Source organism: Sporosarcina sp. AD_1 (genome assembly GCF_057373025.1).
In genome coordinates this window covers 112578-129781 of the sequence record NZ_JBPVIR010000006.1, presented here as the reverse complement: position 1 = coordinate 129781, position 17204 = coordinate 112578, and the positions used below count along the sequence as shown (strand labels likewise).

15 protein-coding genes are annotated in these 17204 nt (G+C 41.6%); 2 read left to right on the top strand and 13 right to left on the bottom strand.

The genetic code is table 11. From position 1 onward, the window contains the following. Positions 1–242: 242 nt before the first annotated feature. From ACSW3C_RS12910 to ACSW3C_RS12870, 9 genes are all read right to left on the bottom strand, one after another. Complete coding sequence (locus ACSW3C_RS12910) at positions 243–1541, bottom strand: LlaJI family restriction endonuclease (protein WP_195923629.1); 1299 nt, start codon at positions 1539–1541, stop codon at positions 243–245. After that, positions 1534–3468 (bottom strand): AAA family ATPase, encoded by a 1935-nt coding sequence (locus tag ACSW3C_RS12905; protein WP_046058009.1) that lies wholly within the window; start codon positions 3466–3468, stop codon positions 1534–1536. Before ACSW3C_RS12905 ends, ACSW3C_RS12910 begins: the two co-directional genes overlap by 8 nt. 4 nt (positions 3469–3472) lie before the next feature. After that, entirely contained in the window at positions 3473–4534 is a 1062-nt protein-coding gene (locus tag ACSW3C_RS12900) for a DNA cytosine methyltransferase (protein ID WP_046058008.1), read from the bottom strand. Further along, the gene (locus tag ACSW3C_RS12895; RefSeq protein ID WP_082076433.1) at positions 4531–5256 is read right to left on the bottom strand and encodes a DNA-methyltransferase; all 726 of its coding nucleotides are present in this window, start codon (positions 5254–5256) and stop codon (positions 4531–4533) included. Before ACSW3C_RS12895 ends, ACSW3C_RS12900 begins: the two co-directional genes overlap by 4 nt. Positions 5257–5292: 36 nt before the next feature. Further along, on the bottom strand, positions 5293–5505 hold the full coding sequence (locus ACSW3C_RS12890; RefSeq protein WP_046058007.1) for a helix-turn-helix domain-containing protein: 213 nt from the start codon (positions 5503–5505) through the stop codon (positions 5293–5295). A 337-nt stretch (positions 5506–5842) separates the two neighbouring features. Then, the gene (rlmD, locus tag ACSW3C_RS12885; RefSeq protein ID WP_486563083.1) at positions 5843–7240 is read right to left on the bottom strand and encodes a 23S rRNA (uracil(1939)-C(5))-methyltransferase RlmD; all 1398 of its coding nucleotides are present in this window, start codon (positions 7238–7240) and stop codon (positions 5843–5845) included. A 199-nt stretch (positions 7241–7439) separates the two neighbouring features. Next, positions 7440–7955 (bottom strand): GrpB family protein, encoded by a 516-nt coding sequence (locus tag ACSW3C_RS12880; RefSeq protein WP_486563081.1) that lies wholly within the window; start codon positions 7953–7955, stop codon positions 7440–7442. A gap of 32 nt (positions 7956–7987) precedes the next feature. Next, the gene (locus ACSW3C_RS12875; protein ID WP_486563079.1) at positions 7988–8851 is read right to left on the bottom strand and encodes an aminoglycoside phosphotransferase family protein; all 864 of its coding nucleotides are present in this window, start codon (positions 8849–8851) and stop codon (positions 7988–7990) included. A gap of 127 nt (positions 8852–8978) precedes the next feature. Next, positions 8979–9860: a LysR family transcriptional regulator gene (locus tag ACSW3C_RS12870; protein WP_486563380.1), complete on the bottom strand. Its 882-nt coding sequence runs from the start codon at positions 9858–9860 to the stop codon at positions 8979–8981. 134 nt (positions 9861–9994) lie between these two features. On the opposite strand from ACSW3C_RS12870, the gene hutG reads away from it, so the two are divergent. Both hutG and gltS read left to right on the top strand, forming a co-directional pair. After that, on the top strand, positions 9995–10945 hold the full coding sequence (hutG, locus tag ACSW3C_RS12865) for a formimidoylglutamase (RefSeq protein WP_486563077.1): 951 nt from the start codon (positions 9995–9997) through the stop codon (positions 10943–10945). Next, positions 10946–12139: a sodium/glutamate symporter gene (gene gltS, locus ACSW3C_RS12860; RefSeq protein WP_486563076.1), complete on the top strand. Its 1194-nt coding sequence runs from the start codon at positions 10946–10948 to the stop codon at positions 12137–12139. Positions 12140–12223: 84 nt separating this feature from the next. Here the strand turns inward: gltS and ACSW3C_RS12855 are convergent, their stop codons facing one another. From ACSW3C_RS12855 to ACSW3C_RS12840, 4 genes are all read right to left on the bottom strand, one after another. Then, the gene (locus ACSW3C_RS12855; protein WP_486563074.1) at positions 12224–12814 is read right to left on the bottom strand and encodes a hypothetical protein; all 591 of its coding nucleotides are present in this window, start codon (positions 12812–12814) and stop codon (positions 12224–12226) included. Between the two features lie 119 nt (positions 12815–12933). Continuing rightward, positions 12934–13926, bottom strand: coding sequence for a tRNA dihydrouridine synthase (locus tag ACSW3C_RS12850; protein WP_486563072.1), 993 nt, complete (start codon positions 13924–13926; stop codon positions 12934–12936). 182 nt (positions 13927–14108) lie between these two features. Next, complete coding sequence (locus ACSW3C_RS12845) at positions 14109–15173, bottom strand: alanine/ornithine racemase family PLP-dependent enzyme (protein WP_486563052.1); 1065 nt, start codon at positions 15171–15173, stop codon at positions 14109–14111. A gap of 23 nt (positions 15174–15196) precedes the next feature. Next, entirely contained in the window at positions 15197–16606 is a 1410-nt protein-coding gene (locus tag ACSW3C_RS12840; RefSeq protein WP_486563049.1) for an alanine/glycine:cation symporter family protein, read from the bottom strand. Between the last annotated feature and the right edge of the window lie 598 nt (positions 16607–17204).

Genomic DNA, 17204 nt, shown 5'->3' with positions numbered 1-17204 from the left:
TTATAATGTAGAAACCATGCAACCCAATTGGAACCTCCCCTCTTTGCTCTCCGCAATGTACCTTTCTTTATTTTACTTAGACTCGAGACAAGAATCTTATAGGGCATGTCAAAATATTAATTGTGGCCAGTTTTTTCTTGTCTCAAGAACCAATTCAATAAAAAAATATTGTTGTGTTTATTGCACTAATGCTGTTTCACAGAGAAATTATAAACATAAAAAAAGGGAGTGATTGATACATCTCATCTTTCACTCCCTTTTCTTTTATTCTTTTTTAGACTTTCTTCAATCGCTTTTGATAGATTCTTAATCTCTTGCCTATTAGGCCTAGTGGAATTTGCAATTAATGTTTTTACATCTACAAGTATACCTTGAACACGTTCATAATCCTTAGTGGAATCTTTCCATTCTGCTACTGCCTCTCCTATAGAGAAGTAATTATCGCTGGTACCAAAAATATTACTAACTTTGCTAAAAGGCATAAGAAATGCATTTAATACAACTTTACCTTCGTCACGTTCTTTTTTAAATTTACTGTTTTCGGCTATATATTCAGCATAAGTTATCTGTTTATTGATATCGGTTGATCTTGGCAAATCACTATGCTTTCCTGATTGGCCATATTTATAATATTTTGCATCTAGCACACATATGTGGTCTTTAGTTATCATGATACTATCTGGTTCTAGTGCCGGATTATATCTTTCACCAAAATTTAACCTCCAGCTTGTTTTCGGAAAATAATCATTTTTGTTACGTATACCGTAAGTTTCATCAATCAGCTTCTCCCATATATACTCAAAATTATTAGTTCCAAAATAAAACTCTTCTGGATCATCTGCGCTATTTCTAAAATCAATTATAGCTAGCATACTTTGAAATAATTGCTTAATAGTATCGTTGTTAGCCTGCTCTAATTTTTGTTGCAATATACTTTTATACACTTTTAAATTGGGATTTTTCACCTTAGCTGGTTGGGGAAGTTTATATTTATAGATCCATCCTAGTTTTATGAAACTTTCATAAACACAAAACTTATTAATTTCAGTTATTAAGTGCTTATCTGTATCATTATTTTTTCGTATCATTAAATTAGGAAATACAAATCCAGACTTTTGGACTATAGGCCTTATTTTGCTTATGGTTTCTCTCATGTTAACAGGGCCAGACATGCCCGGCACATATACTTCCTCGTTCTCTTTATAGTAATCATGCTGCAAATAATAATGAATAACTCTAAGATAAGCTTGAACAGGAAACCTCACAGTTTTTAGAACTTGGTTGGCTGTAATCTGAGAAACTCTGGATTGTTTATCGTTATATGCCTGTAGCACACTAAATAGGTCTAAAATCTCATCTCGGACATCTTCTTCCTTTTCAGATATTTTATAACCTATCGGAAAGTGGACACTTATTTCATGCCTATCACCTACAATTTCGGATTTTATTCCAACAAATGTATCTCCCTCTTGATTTGTAGCATTTCTACAGTATTCACTTAAAGACTTAGATAAAATGACCTCTTTAAATTCATTACTCATTTCTAGTTTCCTCTATATTATTTCCTGAGAATAAGTTATCTTTAATATCTTGTTTGAAAATATCGAATCTTCTATCGCCGTCATATCTGTTAAAGTCGTATAATACTTTCTCTAAACTCTTATAGGTTGACTCAAATAAATCATCTCTGCTAAATTTGAACACATCATCCCACAGATATTTAATAACTTTATCCCCAAACCTAGAGTTTAAATCTTTAATCTTTCTTTCTAGTTCCTGACCATTTTCAAGATCGATGTTATATTTCTCTGCTATTTCGTTTTTATCTGTTTCCATAGTAAAATATTTTAGGACATCTTCTGTTACGAAATACGATCCTAAGCGTTTATCTTCAGATGATAAAGTAGTAGCTCCACTAGTAATTATTTGTTCATTAACAACTGTATTGAATTTCTCCCAAGTTACTGTGGTATCTAAAATTTTTGTTTTAGCATGTTCTGCTTTTGTTACATCGTTTTCTATCATTTTCATATCCCATCGTCTCTGGAATGCCGTATCTAAAGTGAACACATTTTGATCTGCAGTATTCATTGTTGCTAGAATACTTAGATTTGATGGTATGAAAACTGGAGTTTCTTTATTTCCAAATACTTCACTTGCAATATTATAATTTGTTATTTTATAAGAACTTGTCCCATCAGATTCCCTATCCAACAGTTGAAATATTTCTCCAAAAATTGCAGGAGCATTACCTCTATTTATTTCTTCTATCACTAAATAGTAATGTTTCCCTGGGTCATTTATCGCCTTCTTAAGTACCCTAGTAAAAGGTCCAGGTGTGAAATCGTAAGTTATTTCTTTTTCGTCACCCTCACCTTTAACGGTTGGTAGAATCTGTCCTACAAAATCAGTATTCATATAGTCTGGATGAAAGACCACTCGTTCCATTAAACTAAAGTCATTACAGTAATTAGTCTCTATTGTATAACTTTTTCCGGAACCTGGAACACCATAAAGAAGTATATTCCTACCCCCCGTCTCCCTTGCTACTTCGTGAGCATATTCATTTAATCCTTCCTGAGTATATAAATTTTCTGTGTCAACAACCTCTGGCTCTAAAACATATTTCGTATTTGATAAACTAAGATATGCATCGACCCTTTTCTGATATGCTCTCAACTTATCTTCTAATCCATCTTTAATAGCAACTCCGTTGGCATTGCTATATGTCAAAAATGGATTTAATTTGTCTGAAAGTGCAGATTTTAATATACGAAGCGAACCCTTTGCTTCTTTACTATCATTAATATCTACTGCAGAATCTTGCTCTTCAAGCAACTTCAAATATACACTATTCATATTAAAAATGATATCTTGCTCACCATCAGCTAGTTTGTAAACCGCTTCCTCGGATATATAAACAAGCAACTGTAACAAAGTAGCTTCAAATTTAGATTCAACTGTAATATTAAAGCCTATCCATGACAAGAGGACTTTTGAATACTGTTCATCATCAGAAGATAGTACTGCATCAAGAATATCCATATTTTTTGTGAATAAGAGCGTTTTTGGATACCTTCTACCACCAGTTCTCTCAGATGATGCAGGCATATCGTTGTCAAACTTAATTTTTGCAACTCGCCAAATCAATTCAAAGGCAACAATCAATGACTCTAGTTGTGATTTGAACAACTGGTTATCATTCACACGTTCAAGAAATTGTTCATCAGAAATTCCAACAGAAGAATAAATAGGGCTATACTTTTCAATCAATCTAGCACCTAGATCATCTGAAACTTCTATTGAATTACCTGCCGCTTTCGAATATGCAAGTTCATCTGGATTATTTGATGCTTTCCAAAACATCATTAATAATCCCAAGGTAGCCTTTACACTTGGTAAAGAAGATTTAATACCCAGTTTTAAATCCACTTCAGGATATTTCACCATATTATCTGGTCTCAACATTTTTTTATCCTCCTGTTATATCATTCATAACAACCGTTGCAATAGCTTTAGCAAGCAATGGCGGAACAGCATTTCCAACTTGTTTCATCTGTGAACCTTTTGTGCCGATAAAACGAAATGTATCAGGAAACGATTGAATTCTTGCAGCCTCTCGCACAGTTATTGCTCGATGTAAAAATGGATGAGTGAATTTACCAGAAGAAGGAGTGTCAAATCTAGTTGTTATAGTTACAGAAACCTCATCCTTGACCATTCTAGTCCAAGTTCCACTATAGATTGATTTAGTTAAATGTTCCTCAGGTAATACTTCTTTACCTTTATTTGGAGGAATCATTTTTAGTCTCTCTATTGCCAGATCTGAATGTTTGGTCGCTTTATGATTATACAGATGGTAGCTACCTTCGCGCATCATACGTTGATATTCACTTTGCGGCGGGTACCTATATATATCACATTCTACACCTTCACCTGAATTTAAGTACGCAAGATCACTGATCGCATCCCAAATTGTAACTTTATAATTAAGCGGTTTAGGCATTTCTATTGCAGAATTCCCTTGTTTACCAATAATTACAGCTCTCCTTCTGTTTTGAGGAACACCATAATCAGCGGCATTAAGTGTGTCACTTGACAACTTATACCCTAACCCCTCAAATAACTCAATAATTTCTTCCTTAAAATAGCCATTCTCAGCAGTTAGAAGATTCGGTACATTTTCCATTATAAAGTATCTAGGGCGGACAAAATCAACAACAGCTACAAAGTATTTAAACAAAAAATTCCGTTCGTCATTGATGGTCTTTCTTTGTCCTTTCTGGGAGAAGCCTTGACATGGTGGTCCCCCAATAATAACGTCCACCTTTTTACGATACTCATAAAATGTTTTTTCAATAGGTAATTTTGTAATATCCTCAACAATCATTTTTGTACCTGGATGATTTAATTCATATGCTTTAGCTATAGACTCATCATATTCGTTTGCGAGCACAACGTTAAATCCGGCCATTTCAAACCCAAGTGAAAGACCACCAACACCCGCAAACAAATCAATCACTGTCGGCTTCATTCTTTCACCTCTTGAATACGCCGTGTAGCAATTTGAAAATAATTTTCATTTATTTCTACACCGATGAAATTTCTATTGTTTTTTTTGGCAGCCACGCCCACACTACCGCTACCCATAAAAGGATCTAGAACTGTCTCTCCTTCATTGGTTAGCACTTTAACAAAAAACTCCATCAATTGTACTGGTTTTTGCGTTGGATGTTTACCAAACTTTCTTTCTCCGTTTGCCGCAACACCTGTTTCAATAAAGTCATGTAGCACCTTGCCGTCATTATTAAATGTGCCTGTTCTCTTCTTATATGTAAAATAAATCCACGCTTCAGTCGAATTAACAAAATGTAGATTCATGTTACGTGGCATAGGATTTAATTTATGCCAAATACCAGTAGTCTTATAATATAGTCCATGTCGTTCTGCTATTTTAATAATACTCTCTACCTTAATAATAGCCATGAATACAATCATAGCTCCACCCTTTTTAAGCACTCGAACGGATTCTTCGAAAAAGTTATCCATTGATTTTTCCCAATCCTCAAAACTTAGATCGTCCCAACCAGCATCACCAAAAAAGTTATCACGCATCTTTTTTAGATTTGTATCTCTACCTTTCATGAAATTACCTAAGTTATATGGTGGATCAGTTAATATAAGGTCTATAGAACCATTAGCGAGACGCTTCATAGAACGTATACAGTCTTCATTATATAATATAGAATCAGCCATAACTCATTTCCTCTGCTTTAAATTTTGTTGTTGTACTTATGACCGATTGTCGAGCTCAACCTCAACAATCTCACTCAACTGGCAATTTAACTCATTACAAATACGCACCAGTACATCAAGAGAGACGTATTCATTTTTACGCATCTTGGAAAATGTACTAGGGGCAATGCCAGTGGCAAGATGCAAATCCGATACACATAACTCTTCATCTATCAGTCTCTTCCAGAGTTTTTTATAGTTAACTCCCATTTTGCACCTCTCGTTTACATGGTAAAGTCATACGATTATTAATTATACCACACAACTTTCGACTTTTCAATAGTTATTTTGATTTCTCGAATATTTATATGTAAAAGTCAAAATACAGACTTTACCCTCTAAGCCTGTTTTTTATACATCTATCCTATCTCCTCAACCCCAATAAAAAATCTAACCTGTCAACTCAACCCTACACCCATTTTTTACAGTTGACCTATTTCCTCATAAACAAAAATAAGGATTTCCAAGGTTAAAAGGCAATGCCAGACATCGGGCAGAAAATCCTCCAACCTTGGAAATCCTTTATTTATCATTGTTTTGAGCAGTCTTATTTCTCCATCCTTGACATCAATACTACGCACTCAACGTGCACTGTATGCGGGAATAAATCTACCGGCTGCACCGTCTCCAGCGTATAGCCAAACGGCAGTAATTCCGCCACGTCTGTTGCGAATGTATCCGGGTTGCATGATACATAGACAATCCGTTTCGGCTGGGCGCGTCCGATTCGGCGCATTACTTTGCCGCCGGCTCCACTACGCGGCGGGTCGATGAGCAAGAGATCCGCGAGACCCCAGCTTTCATGCACTTCGTCGATGCCCCGTCGAGCGTCGCGAGCGAGGAATGTCGTGTTGTGCAAATCGTTATCAAGTGCATTCCTTCTTGCGGATTCAATCGATGTCTCCACAATTTCAATACCAGCGAGCTCCTTGACGCGAGCAGCAAATGGCAAGGAGAACGTTCCGACGCCGCAAAATAGATCAATCATCTTTTCATCTTCCTGGGGTTTGCCCATCTCGAGCGCTAAATCCACGAGTTTCTGCGCTTGAACCGGGTTCGTTTGGAAGAAGGTATCAAACCATAGACGAAAGCGATAGCCTCCCAGTTCGTCGTAAATAAAGTCTCTTCCTGTTAAGACAAACGTTTCTTCCGACTGCGTACGATCCGCCCAATCGGTGTTGACGAGCCAAAGCAGGCTTTTCACGTTCGAATAGTTTGCCGTAATTCTAGCAATTAGATCCTCCGCTGCTTTCGAGAGATCCCCGTCTGGCGCTTCCGTTGCAAACAATGCCAGCATGACCTCGCCTGTCGCGAATGACTCGCGGACCATTAAATGACGAAGCAGCCCCTGGTGTGTGTCTTTGTTGTAACCATTCAGCTGATGCTCTTTTACCCATTTGCTTACTTCCATCGTCACGTCTACCATATTCCGTCCTGCGATCAGGCAGGTTTCAAGCGGAATGATCTTGCGGAAATTACCTTGTTCATGGAGACCGAGATCCCCTTCCGGCGAAAAGGTGAACTCCATTTTATTGCGATAATGCCAAGGTTCCTCCATGCCAATTGTGTCCTGCACGAGAGACGGATCTAATCCGACACTTTCCAGCGCCTCTTGAACATGTCCCGTTTTATGCTTCAGCTGGCCTTCATACGACCAATGCTGCCAAACACAGCCCCCGCAAAGCTCGAAATGCGGACAAGGTGCTTCAACGCGTTCTGGATTTGCATTCAAAATCGCATCTGGCAATGCCTTTCGTCTTCTTTTTTCCGGCTGGTCCACAATTACTTGTACCGTTTCGCCCGGCAAAGTCTGCGGAATCGTCAGCTTCAGCTTTTTCGGATTGCTGCCCTGCTCGCTCTCCCGCCAAAGTACGGCCTGTCCGTTCCCCTTCTTATCCAGACGGTGGACATCTGCGACTAACGTTTCTCCTATAGTAACGGTCATACATAATTACCTCCTAAACATCTGTCATTCTCTATTCATCGGCTGCCGTTATACAAGGCTTCACCTGTTTTGTAAATTGGAGCACTGACCTATTATAGCGGAGTCTAGTTGGCTTCACCAGACCGAAATGCCAGGTAGAGACGAGGAGTATTTTGGTTATAGACGTACCCCGCAAACTCGCTTTTCAGGTGTTATCACCCTATTCTACCTGTCCTTCAAACCATTTCAATGCCCGTTGTTCCATTTCAGTTATGAAAGGTTTTTTTGCTTTACTGTATAGTGCCGTATCATCATATCTTTGAGCCAATTCTTCTTTCAAACATTTGTATCGTTCCACTTCAGCGGGATGGTTCTTCAAATAATCCCGAAAAACTAAATGTCGTTTAATTTGGGGGTTATCAATTTGGTAGACATGAATATGATGTGTTCGGTTCTCTCCACCTTTGCGAAATAATCGCCTGCCTTGAATGCCCCATTCTCCAGCCACGTCATATCCAAGCAAACGCATTTCGTCATTGAACCGATCAATTGTTTCAATATCTTTAACTAGACACATCATATCGATAACAGGCTTTGCGGACATACCCCTAACAGAGGTACTTCCGAAATGTTCAAACCTGATTATTTCATCCCCGAACACTTTACTTAAAAATCGAACCTCATCCTCAAACATTCTACTCCAATGTTCATCATACGCCGATAGCCTGACTTTCAATTGAGTCTCCCCTCGCTAAAGCTTTCTGTGATTTATAGTAGTGCTTTCTTGAGAATTGAAAGATTTTCTTCAAAAAAGGAAGCATGCTTTTCAATTCCACGGCGTTTACACCAACCAATACTATTAAAAGCATCTGTAAATCGATAAAAAGGCAACACAGCTTCTAGATCAATCAATGGTCTGACGGTGTTATACCCTTCTTGATAGGCCTGATACAAAGTAGAATCGAAGCTCAAAAAATCACGATACAGTTTAGTGAAATCTATTTCTGTAGAGCCAAAACGAACACTTTCAAAATCTAGTATGCCTGACACTTTATCTTCATCCACAATTATATTGCCCGGCCGAAAATCCATGTGCACAAAACTTGGGCCATCTGAAGGTGGAAGCTGGAGCCTCATATTCTCAAACTTCTCAATGGCCTGCCGGTATAAATTTTCATTCAAAACTTTCTTTACATCCTCTGCAAAACTATAAAATAGGCGTTCCACAAAATGGGTCCAGTTCGGAAATTCATTTTGGATACCGGTTAATTTACAGGCAGCAGGCGGTTGTATTTGATGCATAGAAGCATGAAGAATCCCAACCTGATAAGCTATTGTGGGAGCATCGTTATTTGTTAGCGGCCGCCCTTTTAATTCAGATAAAACGAATGCACCGGGACACTCTTCATCACCTGGCCAATAATCCAACATCTGAGGAATGGAAACTCTATCTTTTAAAATTCCATAGGCTTCCAACTCAATTTGGCACTTCGACTTTGTGTAAGGTAGTTTCAAAAAGATAGTTTCACCGTTATGCAACTCGCATCGATATACTGTTGAACTATGGGAATCTTCAACCCCGTTAATTGAGACCACATTCAATTTAAATTGTTGAATGACTCGCTGTAACATCCAACCCCTCCTTTGGCTTAATTGATCCCGTCATATGCCTTTGCAGAACTACCATAATTTAACTCGAAACTTAATTGTATCAAACTAGTTGGCCTCTTGGCGATTTCAGGCGTATGGCTACGAACCCTCAGCGAAAAAAGGAAATGGTTTCTTCAATGAAAGCTTCAATTGCTGGCGCCATATATCGGTCTTTCAAGTAGGTTAAATAGACCGTCCGCTCCAGCGAAGGCGAGGCGATGGTTTTATGGACGAGACTGGCATTATGGCGGTCCGCCAAGTAATTTTCAGGAATCAGCGAAACCCCAAGATTTTCGAGGATCAGACTCAAGGCAGTTTCGAAGCGTTCCACTTCAAACTTAATATAAGGAGAAATGTCTTGAGCCATGAACGTCTCCAAGACATTTTCCCTCGTCTGGAACCCCAGGCTCGTAATAATAAATGGTTCGTCTACTAAGTCACTCAACTCAATGGTATCCCGTTTGGCAAGCCGATGGGTTTCATGCAGGACGAGTACGAGCTTTTCCTTGTATAGGGGCATCGTTTGAATATCATCCTCATTAATTAATTGATTCGTAATAATCGCATGGCAGTTGTATTGCCTCAAGGAGCGTTTTACGTCTTCCCCGCTGAGCACTTCTGTTAGAAACAGATTCATCTCGGAGAATTTTTCTTCATACTTTCGGAAGACTTTCGGGATCCAATGTTTCACAGACTCGATCATCCCCAGCCGTAGCTCCCCTTTCCCGACTAGACCCGCTTCTTGCATTTCTTTCTCCAAAATACTCATATCCAGTAAGATGTGGAGTGCTCGTTCGTATAGCAGCTGTCCAGATTCTGTTAGCCCGATGTTCCGTGTATTGCGTTCCAGCAATTTAAATCCTACCTCATCTTCCAGATTTTTTATGGCATTACTGAGAGAGGGCTGAGATATATGAAGAACACTCGCAGCTTTCGAAAAGCTTTTCTGCTCGACGATTGTGACAAAATACGTTAACTGTTTCAAATCCATTTTCATTTCTCGCCTACCTATTTATAGTTTCAAGCTATCGTATCATAGAAATTTCATATTAGTATTTATAAGTATACCATTTATAATTGATTCAAGAAGGAATTTTCAGCCTTTGAAAGGGATGTGAATATACAATGCGAAGTAAAGTGGATAAAACAATCTGGACAGGACGTACTGACCATGATTCGAATAGAGCAAGTTTCCGTTATCATCAAGTCATTGAATTTGAAGGTGTAAAGAAAGCGGATTCACAATGTGCCCTCATCGGCTTTGTATGCGAAGAAGGCGTTCGTCGGAACAAAGGACGTTTAGGTGCAGCTGCTGGACCGAATGCAATGCGTGCTGAGCTTGCGAAATTGCCTTTGCGGATGGATGAAAGAAAAAGCGTTGCGGACATGGGTAACGTCATCTGTGAAGGTGAAAAATTGGAAGAAGCACAAGGCGAGTTAGGCGATGCTGTAGCAGAGGTGCTATCGAACGGTTCCATTCCGATTGTTCTTGGCGGCGGACATGAAACAGCGTACGGCCACTATCTTGGAATTCGAAAGTTCATTGGAAGCGAAGCGACACTCGGTATCATTAATATCGATGCGCATTTCGACTTGCGTTCCTATGATGAACAGCCTTCATCTGGAACGATGTTTAAGCAAATTTTGGAGCATGATGAAAACAGCGATTACTTAGTGCTCGGCATTCAGCGCTACGGCAACACGCAAGAACTGTTCGATACAGCGGATCAGCTCGGTGTCACGTATGTGCATGAAGAGGATATGACGAATAACTCAATGGAAGACACCATTCGCACGTTGGAGTCATTCATAGCAAATCACGACTATGTCATGCTGACATTGTGCACGGATGTATTAAACGCTGCGTTTGCACCAGGTGTCAGTGCTCCTTCTCCATTCGGGCTGGATCCTTTCGTCGTTCGCACTATCATTCGTACCGTTACCTCCAAAAAGAATGCGCTTTCATTCGATATTTCGGAAGTCAACCCGCTTCTAGATGAAAACAACCGTACCGTTAAACTCGGTGCATATTTTGTAAATGAAGCCATCATGGCCTTTTTAGGGAGGAATGAATAGATGACAATTGAATTGAACCAAGTAACGACCATCTTCTTAGCCATCGCCTTGCTTGTATTAGGCCGTTTATTAGTTAATAAAGTTGGTGTACTGCAGAAGTTCTGCATACCGGCTCCTGTTGTCGGGGGGCTCCTTTTCGCCATTCTCGCAACTATTTGTAAAGCAGCTGGACTTGTTACGTTTTCATTAGATACATCTCTGCAAAGCCTTTTCATGCTGACGTTCTTTACGACCGTCGGACTTGGGGCAAGCTTTAAACTCGTTAAGCTTGGCGGGAAGCTGCTCATTATTTACTGGCTCGCTTGCGGCTTTTTGGCCCTTATGCAAAACGTCATCGGCGTTTCCATGGCCTCTCTCTTTAACATTCATCCACTTATCGGAATGATGGCAGGGGCTGTTTCCATGGAGGGCGGACACGGCGCTGCTACTGCGTTTGGCCAAACAGTAGAAGATCTCGGCATTGATTCGGCTCTCTCCATCGGGGTAGCAGCCGCGACATTTGGACTTGTAGCCGGCGGACTCGTTGGTGGGCCTGTCGTCAAATTTCTCGTCTCTAAGTACAATTTGAAGCCAACAGAAACAGAAGACGCAGCTGGAGAATTCTCCGTTGAAAAAGATGAGGCGGAAATCCAAACGAACACGTTCTTTACGCAAATCTTGTTAATCACGTTCTGTATGGCACTTGGCACATATTTAGGTGACCTGTTCTCTTCTGCTACCGGATTTGTTCTTCCGGGTTATGTTGGCGCTATGTTTGTCGCCGTCATCGTACGGAATATTGTCGATAAGTTCAACCCAAAGGCTATTCATATGAAGAGCGTCGGGTTGATTGGAGACATTACATTAGGTATTTTCCTCTCCATGGCTCTCATGAGCATCAAGCTTTGGGAAGTTGCTGGACTTGCTCTACCGTTGCTCGTTATCGTCTTTGTACAAGTCGTCTTTATTGTCTTGTTTGGCATTTTCGTCTTGTTCCGCCTGCTTGGCAAAAACTACGACGCCGCTGTTATGGTAGCCGGATTTACGGGACACGGACTTGGCGCGACGCCGAATGCCATGGCTAATATGGCAGCCGTTACCGAAAGGTTTGGACCTTCGCGCAAAGCGTACCTTGTCGTTCCAATCGTTGGCGCGTTTCTCATAGACGTATTTGCGATGCCGATCATTATTACGACTATTAATTTGTTTCAATAACTAAAACGTTCAAGTTTAATAAGCTCCGCTTCATTGGGAAGATATAAAAGATGCCAGGCACTGAATCATGTGCCTGGCATTTCGTTATTCTTGAATCAAATCAACACTAATAATCGTTTTTGTCGCATCCAAATAAGTAAAACGGTAAGTCTGTCCTTTTTGGATCCTAAACCTCTCCCAATGGAGGACCATTTCACCTTCCGTCGTATCAATAAGGATGATTTTAGCCGGATTCGATCCCCTATAGACATCCGTCACAACCAAGTCCTTCACTTGCCAGTCAGCATTTGCATACGCTTTGATGTCCTCAGCCGACTTTCTCGCTTCATTGACACCCCACAAGAGAAGAAAGGTGACAAAGAATAACGTAAAGATCCCGCCAACCGCAAACTTGGCAACCGAAGACTTTGGGATACGTTGCGGATTTTTAAAGACGATGATGGTAATGAGATGGAGGAAAAATGTACAAAGGGCTACCCCTCCTGCAATGAGAAGAGACGTGCCAATGAAATTGATGACGAACGCTCGATATAAATCTTTTTCAATAAACCAATTCCATGTAATAAAACCAGCTGCCAGCAAAATAAGAACACCAGTGACAATTAGAATGCCATACGACACCCGCTGTCTTCTTTTGTTATCGGCTTCTGTCACTGCTACGCGTTTCTTCTTCATCTCATCCCTCCCTCCGTAGTAATGGATACGAATTGAGGCCGGCAAAGTTTCAACGTGATAAAGAAACCAGGCACTCCATGAGTTGTCCTTCATGCAGTGCCTGGCTTCTTGTATGTTAATTATTCTTCTGTTTGCTCTGCCAGATTGACCTTAGATTGAAACTCCGCAAGCATCTGCCGCACTTCATCCGTCGAGCTCGTATCCATCAATTGATGACGCAGCTCACTCGCTCCCCGGAATCCTTTCACGTAAATCTTGAAAAAGCGGCGCAGCGGTTTAAATGGACGCGGCTCCAGTTCGTCTGAGTATTTATCAAACAAATCAAGATGCAGCCGCAATAGATCCAGCAATTCCTCCGGGCTGTGCTCCCGCTTCTCCACTTCAAAGGCGAACGGGTTTTTGAAAATCCCCCGCCCAATCATGACGCCATCCACACCATACTTCAATGCGAGTTCCATGCCCTTTTCGCGGTCCGGAATATCTCCATTGATCGTCAACATGGTGTGCGGTGCGATCTCATCCCGCAGTTTCTTAATCTCCGGAATCAATTCCCAGTGCGCATCGACATTACTCATTTCTTTTCGCGTCCGTAGATGGATCGACAGATTGGCGATATCCTGCTTCAGCACATGCGTCAGCCAATCCCGCCACTCGTCCACTTCCGTGTAGCCCAGACGCGTTTTCACGCTGACCGGCAATCCGCCTGCTTTCGCGGCCTGAATGATTGCGGCTGCCGTCTCCGGATGATTGATTAATCCACTGCCCTTCCCTTTCGATGCGACGTTCGGCACCGGACAGCCCATATTGATGTCTACGCCTTTAAAGCCCATCTCCGCCATCCCGATACTCATGTCACGGAAATGATCCGGCTTGTCCCCCCAAATATGCGCCACAATCGGCTGCTCGTCTTCTGTGAATGTCAAACGGCCGCGAACGCTGAAAATCCCTTCCGGGTGGCAAAAGCTCTCCGTGTTCGTAAACTCTGTGAAAAACACATCCGGACGCGCCGCTTCACTTACAACATGGCGAAACACCACATCCGTCACATCTTCCATAGGTGCCAATATAAAAAACGGCTTCGGTAAATAGAGCCAGAAATTATCGTTTGTCATAATAAACCCTCTCCTAGTTGACTTGTCCTTGCACAATTACGTTCATGGCAAGTGCCAGCCTTCCTATTATACAAAAATCCTGCAGGTATGTTCCACTATCTTGGAACTTTACGTGCAGGTTATTGTAAGGCATTCCACCATAAAAGACACCAGACGCTCACTTGTCGTCTGGTGTCTTCCGCTTACCCCATATATTGCTTTGTCACATACTTGGAAGTAAAGGCTCGCATCGTGGAAAAATACCCTAATTGAAACTCGATGAGATCCCCGACCTGGTAGTCTTTTTCGCTGTCCGTCACATCTACCATCAGATGGTCGGAGCTGGCTCCCAGTACAATAAGTCCAGGATCGGTGGCTGTCGATGTTTCCACGTCAAAGTCTTGCTTTCCAATTGCGCAAATCGCTTTTTTTCTTAAACCTCTATCAATGAAAGACGGCGTGTTTCCATACGAATCAACACCAATTTCTCCCCATGGCATAGAAGGCTTCTCTTTCACTTCCACAATCTCGCATTGAAGAGTGAAAACGTCTCGGTGAGTTCCGGGCAAATACGTATACTTGGCCCGTTCCTTGCCGAATAGAAGGGACTCGCCCAGCCGCAAATTATTGACGCCGGCTGGAATGCCATCTCTCAACATCAGATCCAGCGTAGCCGAATTCCCGCCGCTGACCACTTCCAACTCTCTGCCGATCCGTTCACTAATGGCAGCCGCTAACTTCTCAAGCGTCCCCATCTTTTCTTCATCGGATTGAACGAATGAAAAACAAGTCAGGTTCACACCAATGCCGTACAGATGGACGCCCGGCATCTTTTCAGTCTCTGCCGCTGCTTCGAGGAGCTCTTCATGATCAATAAAGCCTTCCCGAATATCGCCAAGATCGACCATAAGAATGATACGATGCTGTGTGCCCTTTTTCATCGCGGCTTCACTAATCGCCTGAATGGTTACAAGCTCCGAATTCAGTGAAGCATCGGCAAAGGCAACTAGATCTTCGACCTCCGACAGCATCGGCGGGCGAATCAGCCATTTCTCCGCATCTACGCCTTGCAGCTGCTTCAAGTTCTCGATTCGAGAATCACCAAGCCGCTTCACGCCGCCTTCCACATAAACACGTGCAATTTCCGGATCAGCGCCAAACACTTTTGTTACACCGGTTACTTCTATATTTCTCTCTGCACAAAGTGCCGTAACGGCACGGACATTTTCAAGCAGATGTTTTTTATTCACACAAACCAATGGATACATGGTACAAACCCTCTAATCCGAATTTAATTCCAGAAATCTGTTTTCTCTTTAAGCCCGATTGATTTCGCTTTGAAGACCGGGTTTTTGCCTTCCTTCTTCTGTTTCGTATAATCATCCAAACATTTGAAGGCTGTGCGTCCGAGAATCAAGATAATTGGAATATTGATCAAAGCCATAATCCCCATCAAAACATCTGCAGTATCCCACGCAATGGAGAAGTCGAGCTGTGCTCCGAAGAATACAATAACGACAGCAGCTAAACGGAAGATCATGAGCCCTGTTTTCCCTACATTCTTCTTGTTCAGGTACTTAAGATTCGATTCCGCATAGAAGAAGTTCCCGATAATCGATGTGAATGCGAAACAGAATAACGCAAAAGTAATGAACCAAATACCGAAATCACCAAATGTCGTAGAAACTGCCGCCTGCGCAAATGGCACACCTTTCAATTCCTCTGTCGGTGTAACCCCTGAGCTTAAAAGCATGAAAGCTGTAGCTGTACAAATTAACAAAGTATCGATGAAAACAGATAGCATTTGTACAAGTCCTTGTTTTGCCGGGTGAGATACACTTGCAGACGCCGCAGCGTTCGGAGCAGAACCTACCCCCGCTTCGTTTGAATAAAGACCGCGTTTAATACCGTACATAATTGCAGAACCTGCAAAACCACCAAATGCGGATTTAAAATCAAATGCTTGTTCAAAAATGGAGACAAACATGCTTGGCACAAGGTTCAAGTGAGTCACTACGATGACCAATGCCACAACAATATAAGAAATCGCCATGACAGGTACGAGGATACTTGTAATCTTGCTCAGCGTTTTGCCGCCTCTAAAAATACTCAATCCTGTAAGAACCGCCAAAATAGCACCAACAATCAATGGCGTAGAAGAATTATAAAATCCAAAACCTTCAAATGCAGAAGAAATATTAAAAGCGGCAACCATGTTGAAACCGCCCATATACGTCAAAATCAAGGCAACTGCGAAGACAACGCCTAAGAAACGGCTCTTCAGCGCCGCTTGGATATAATAAGCCGGCCCACCAAACGAGCCTCCATCCTTATCACGAACTTTATAAATTTGAGCCAACGTACTTTCAATAAATGCCGAAGCGCCTCCGATAATGGCGATCATCCACATCCAAAATACAGAGCCTGCGCCCCCTAACACGATTGCAGTTGAAACCCCTGCAATGTTCCCGACACCTACACGGGAAGCAGTGGATACCATCAGTGCCTCAAATGCGGAAATCGAGTTTTTGTCTTCTTTCGGCTCCGCTACCAGTTTGATGGATTCTTTGAAGAAACGAAACTGGACAAACTTTGTACGGATTGTGAAGTACAAACCTGCACCAATTAACAAGATGATGAGAATGTAACTATACAACCACGTACTGAAACTGCCAATAAAACTCTCATAGATGTCATACATGTTGAAACACTTCGCTTTCTATAATCAGAATAAATGTTGTATTCAAGTATGAATCCGTTTTCATTTCGACATGATTCGTAGCTTGAACATAGTTTATTATTTTATCTTAATTTCGATATTTTACAATAGAAAATCCTGACAAACAGAGGGGAATTCGCATCGAAAGTAGTAGGAGATACCAGTTCAAATGCTACATTTCTCCTGCTAAAAGTTCATTCGGCAGCGTACAAAAGCTGATATTTCAGGGCAGGCAAATATTCTTCACGAAGAGTTGTACGTTCGTTTTTTTGGAACAAGAGGACTGCCGCTAGTCTGCCCGCTGAACTGGAGGCAGAGCAAGCTTGGAAGTGAAGGATTATGCGCGGATTTGGAGAGGGTATGCGCGGCTGCCGGTGACTTATGCGCGGGTGTCAGCTTCTTATGCTCGGGTGGAGCAGGCTTATGCGCGAATTCGGAGGGGGTATGCGCGCCTGGCGAGTTTTATGCGCGGGTACCGGTGATTTATGCGCGGGTAGGGTAAATCGAAAGGTGAAAGAATTCGCGGAAATGATTCAGGTCTTTGCGTGCTTTAATCGTGCGGAATAATTTAGTTTCATTA

Excerpts from the sequence above, each read along its gene's own strand:
- ACSW3C_RS12890 (WP_046058007.1), bottom strand. The coding sequence starts at position 5,505 with ATGGGAGTTAACTATAAAAAACTCTGGAAGAGACTGATAGATGAAGAG.
- ACSW3C_RS12905 (WP_046058009.1), bottom strand. The coding sequence starts at position 3,468 with ATGTTGAGACCAGATAATATGGTGAAATATCCTGAAGTGGATTTAAAA.
- ACSW3C_RS12910 (WP_195923629.1), bottom strand. The coding sequence starts at position 1,541 with ATGAGTAATGAATTTAAAGAGGTCATTTTATCTAAGTCTTTAAGTGAA.
- ACSW3C_RS12850 (WP_486563072.1), bottom strand. The coding sequence starts at position 13,926 with ATGACAAACGATAATTTCTGGCTCTATTTACCGAAGCCGTTTTTTATA.
- ACSW3C_RS12840 (WP_486563049.1), bottom strand. The coding sequence starts at position 16,606 with ATGTATGACATCTATGAGAGTTTTATTGGCAGTTTCAGTACGTGGTTG.
- ACSW3C_RS12900 (WP_046058008.1), bottom strand. The coding sequence starts at position 4,534 with ATGAAGCCGACAGTGATTGATTTGTTTGCGGGTGTTGGTGGTCTTTCA.
- rlmD (WP_486563083.1), bottom strand. The coding sequence starts at position 7,240 with ATGACCGTTACTATAGGAGAAACGTTAGTCGCAGATGTCCACCGTCTG.
- ACSW3C_RS12870 (WP_486563380.1), bottom strand. The coding sequence starts at position 9,860 with ATGGATTTGAAACAGTTAACGTATTTTGTCACAATCGTCGAGCAGAAA.
- ACSW3C_RS12855 (WP_486563074.1), bottom strand. The coding sequence starts at position 12,814 with ATGAAGAAGAAACGCGTAGCAGTGACAGAAGCCGATAACAAAAGAAGA.
- ACSW3C_RS12895 (WP_082076433.1), bottom strand. The coding sequence starts at position 5,256 with ATGGCTGATTCTATATTATATAATGAAGACTGTATACGTTCTATGAAG.
- ACSW3C_RS12845 (WP_486563052.1), bottom strand. The coding sequence starts at position 15,173 with ATGTATCCATTGGTTTGTGTGAATAAAAAACATCTGCTTGAAAATGTC.
- hutG (WP_486563077.1), top strand. The coding sequence starts at position 9,995 with ATGCGAAGTAAAGTGGATAAAACAATCTGGACAGGACGTACTGACCAT.
- gltS (WP_486563076.1), top strand. The coding sequence starts at position 10,946 with ATGACAATTGAATTGAACCAAGTAACGACCATCTTCTTAGCCATCGCC.
- ACSW3C_RS12875 (WP_486563079.1), bottom strand. The coding sequence starts at position 8,851 with ATGTTACAGCGAGTCATTCAACAATTTAAATTGAATGTGGTCTCAATT.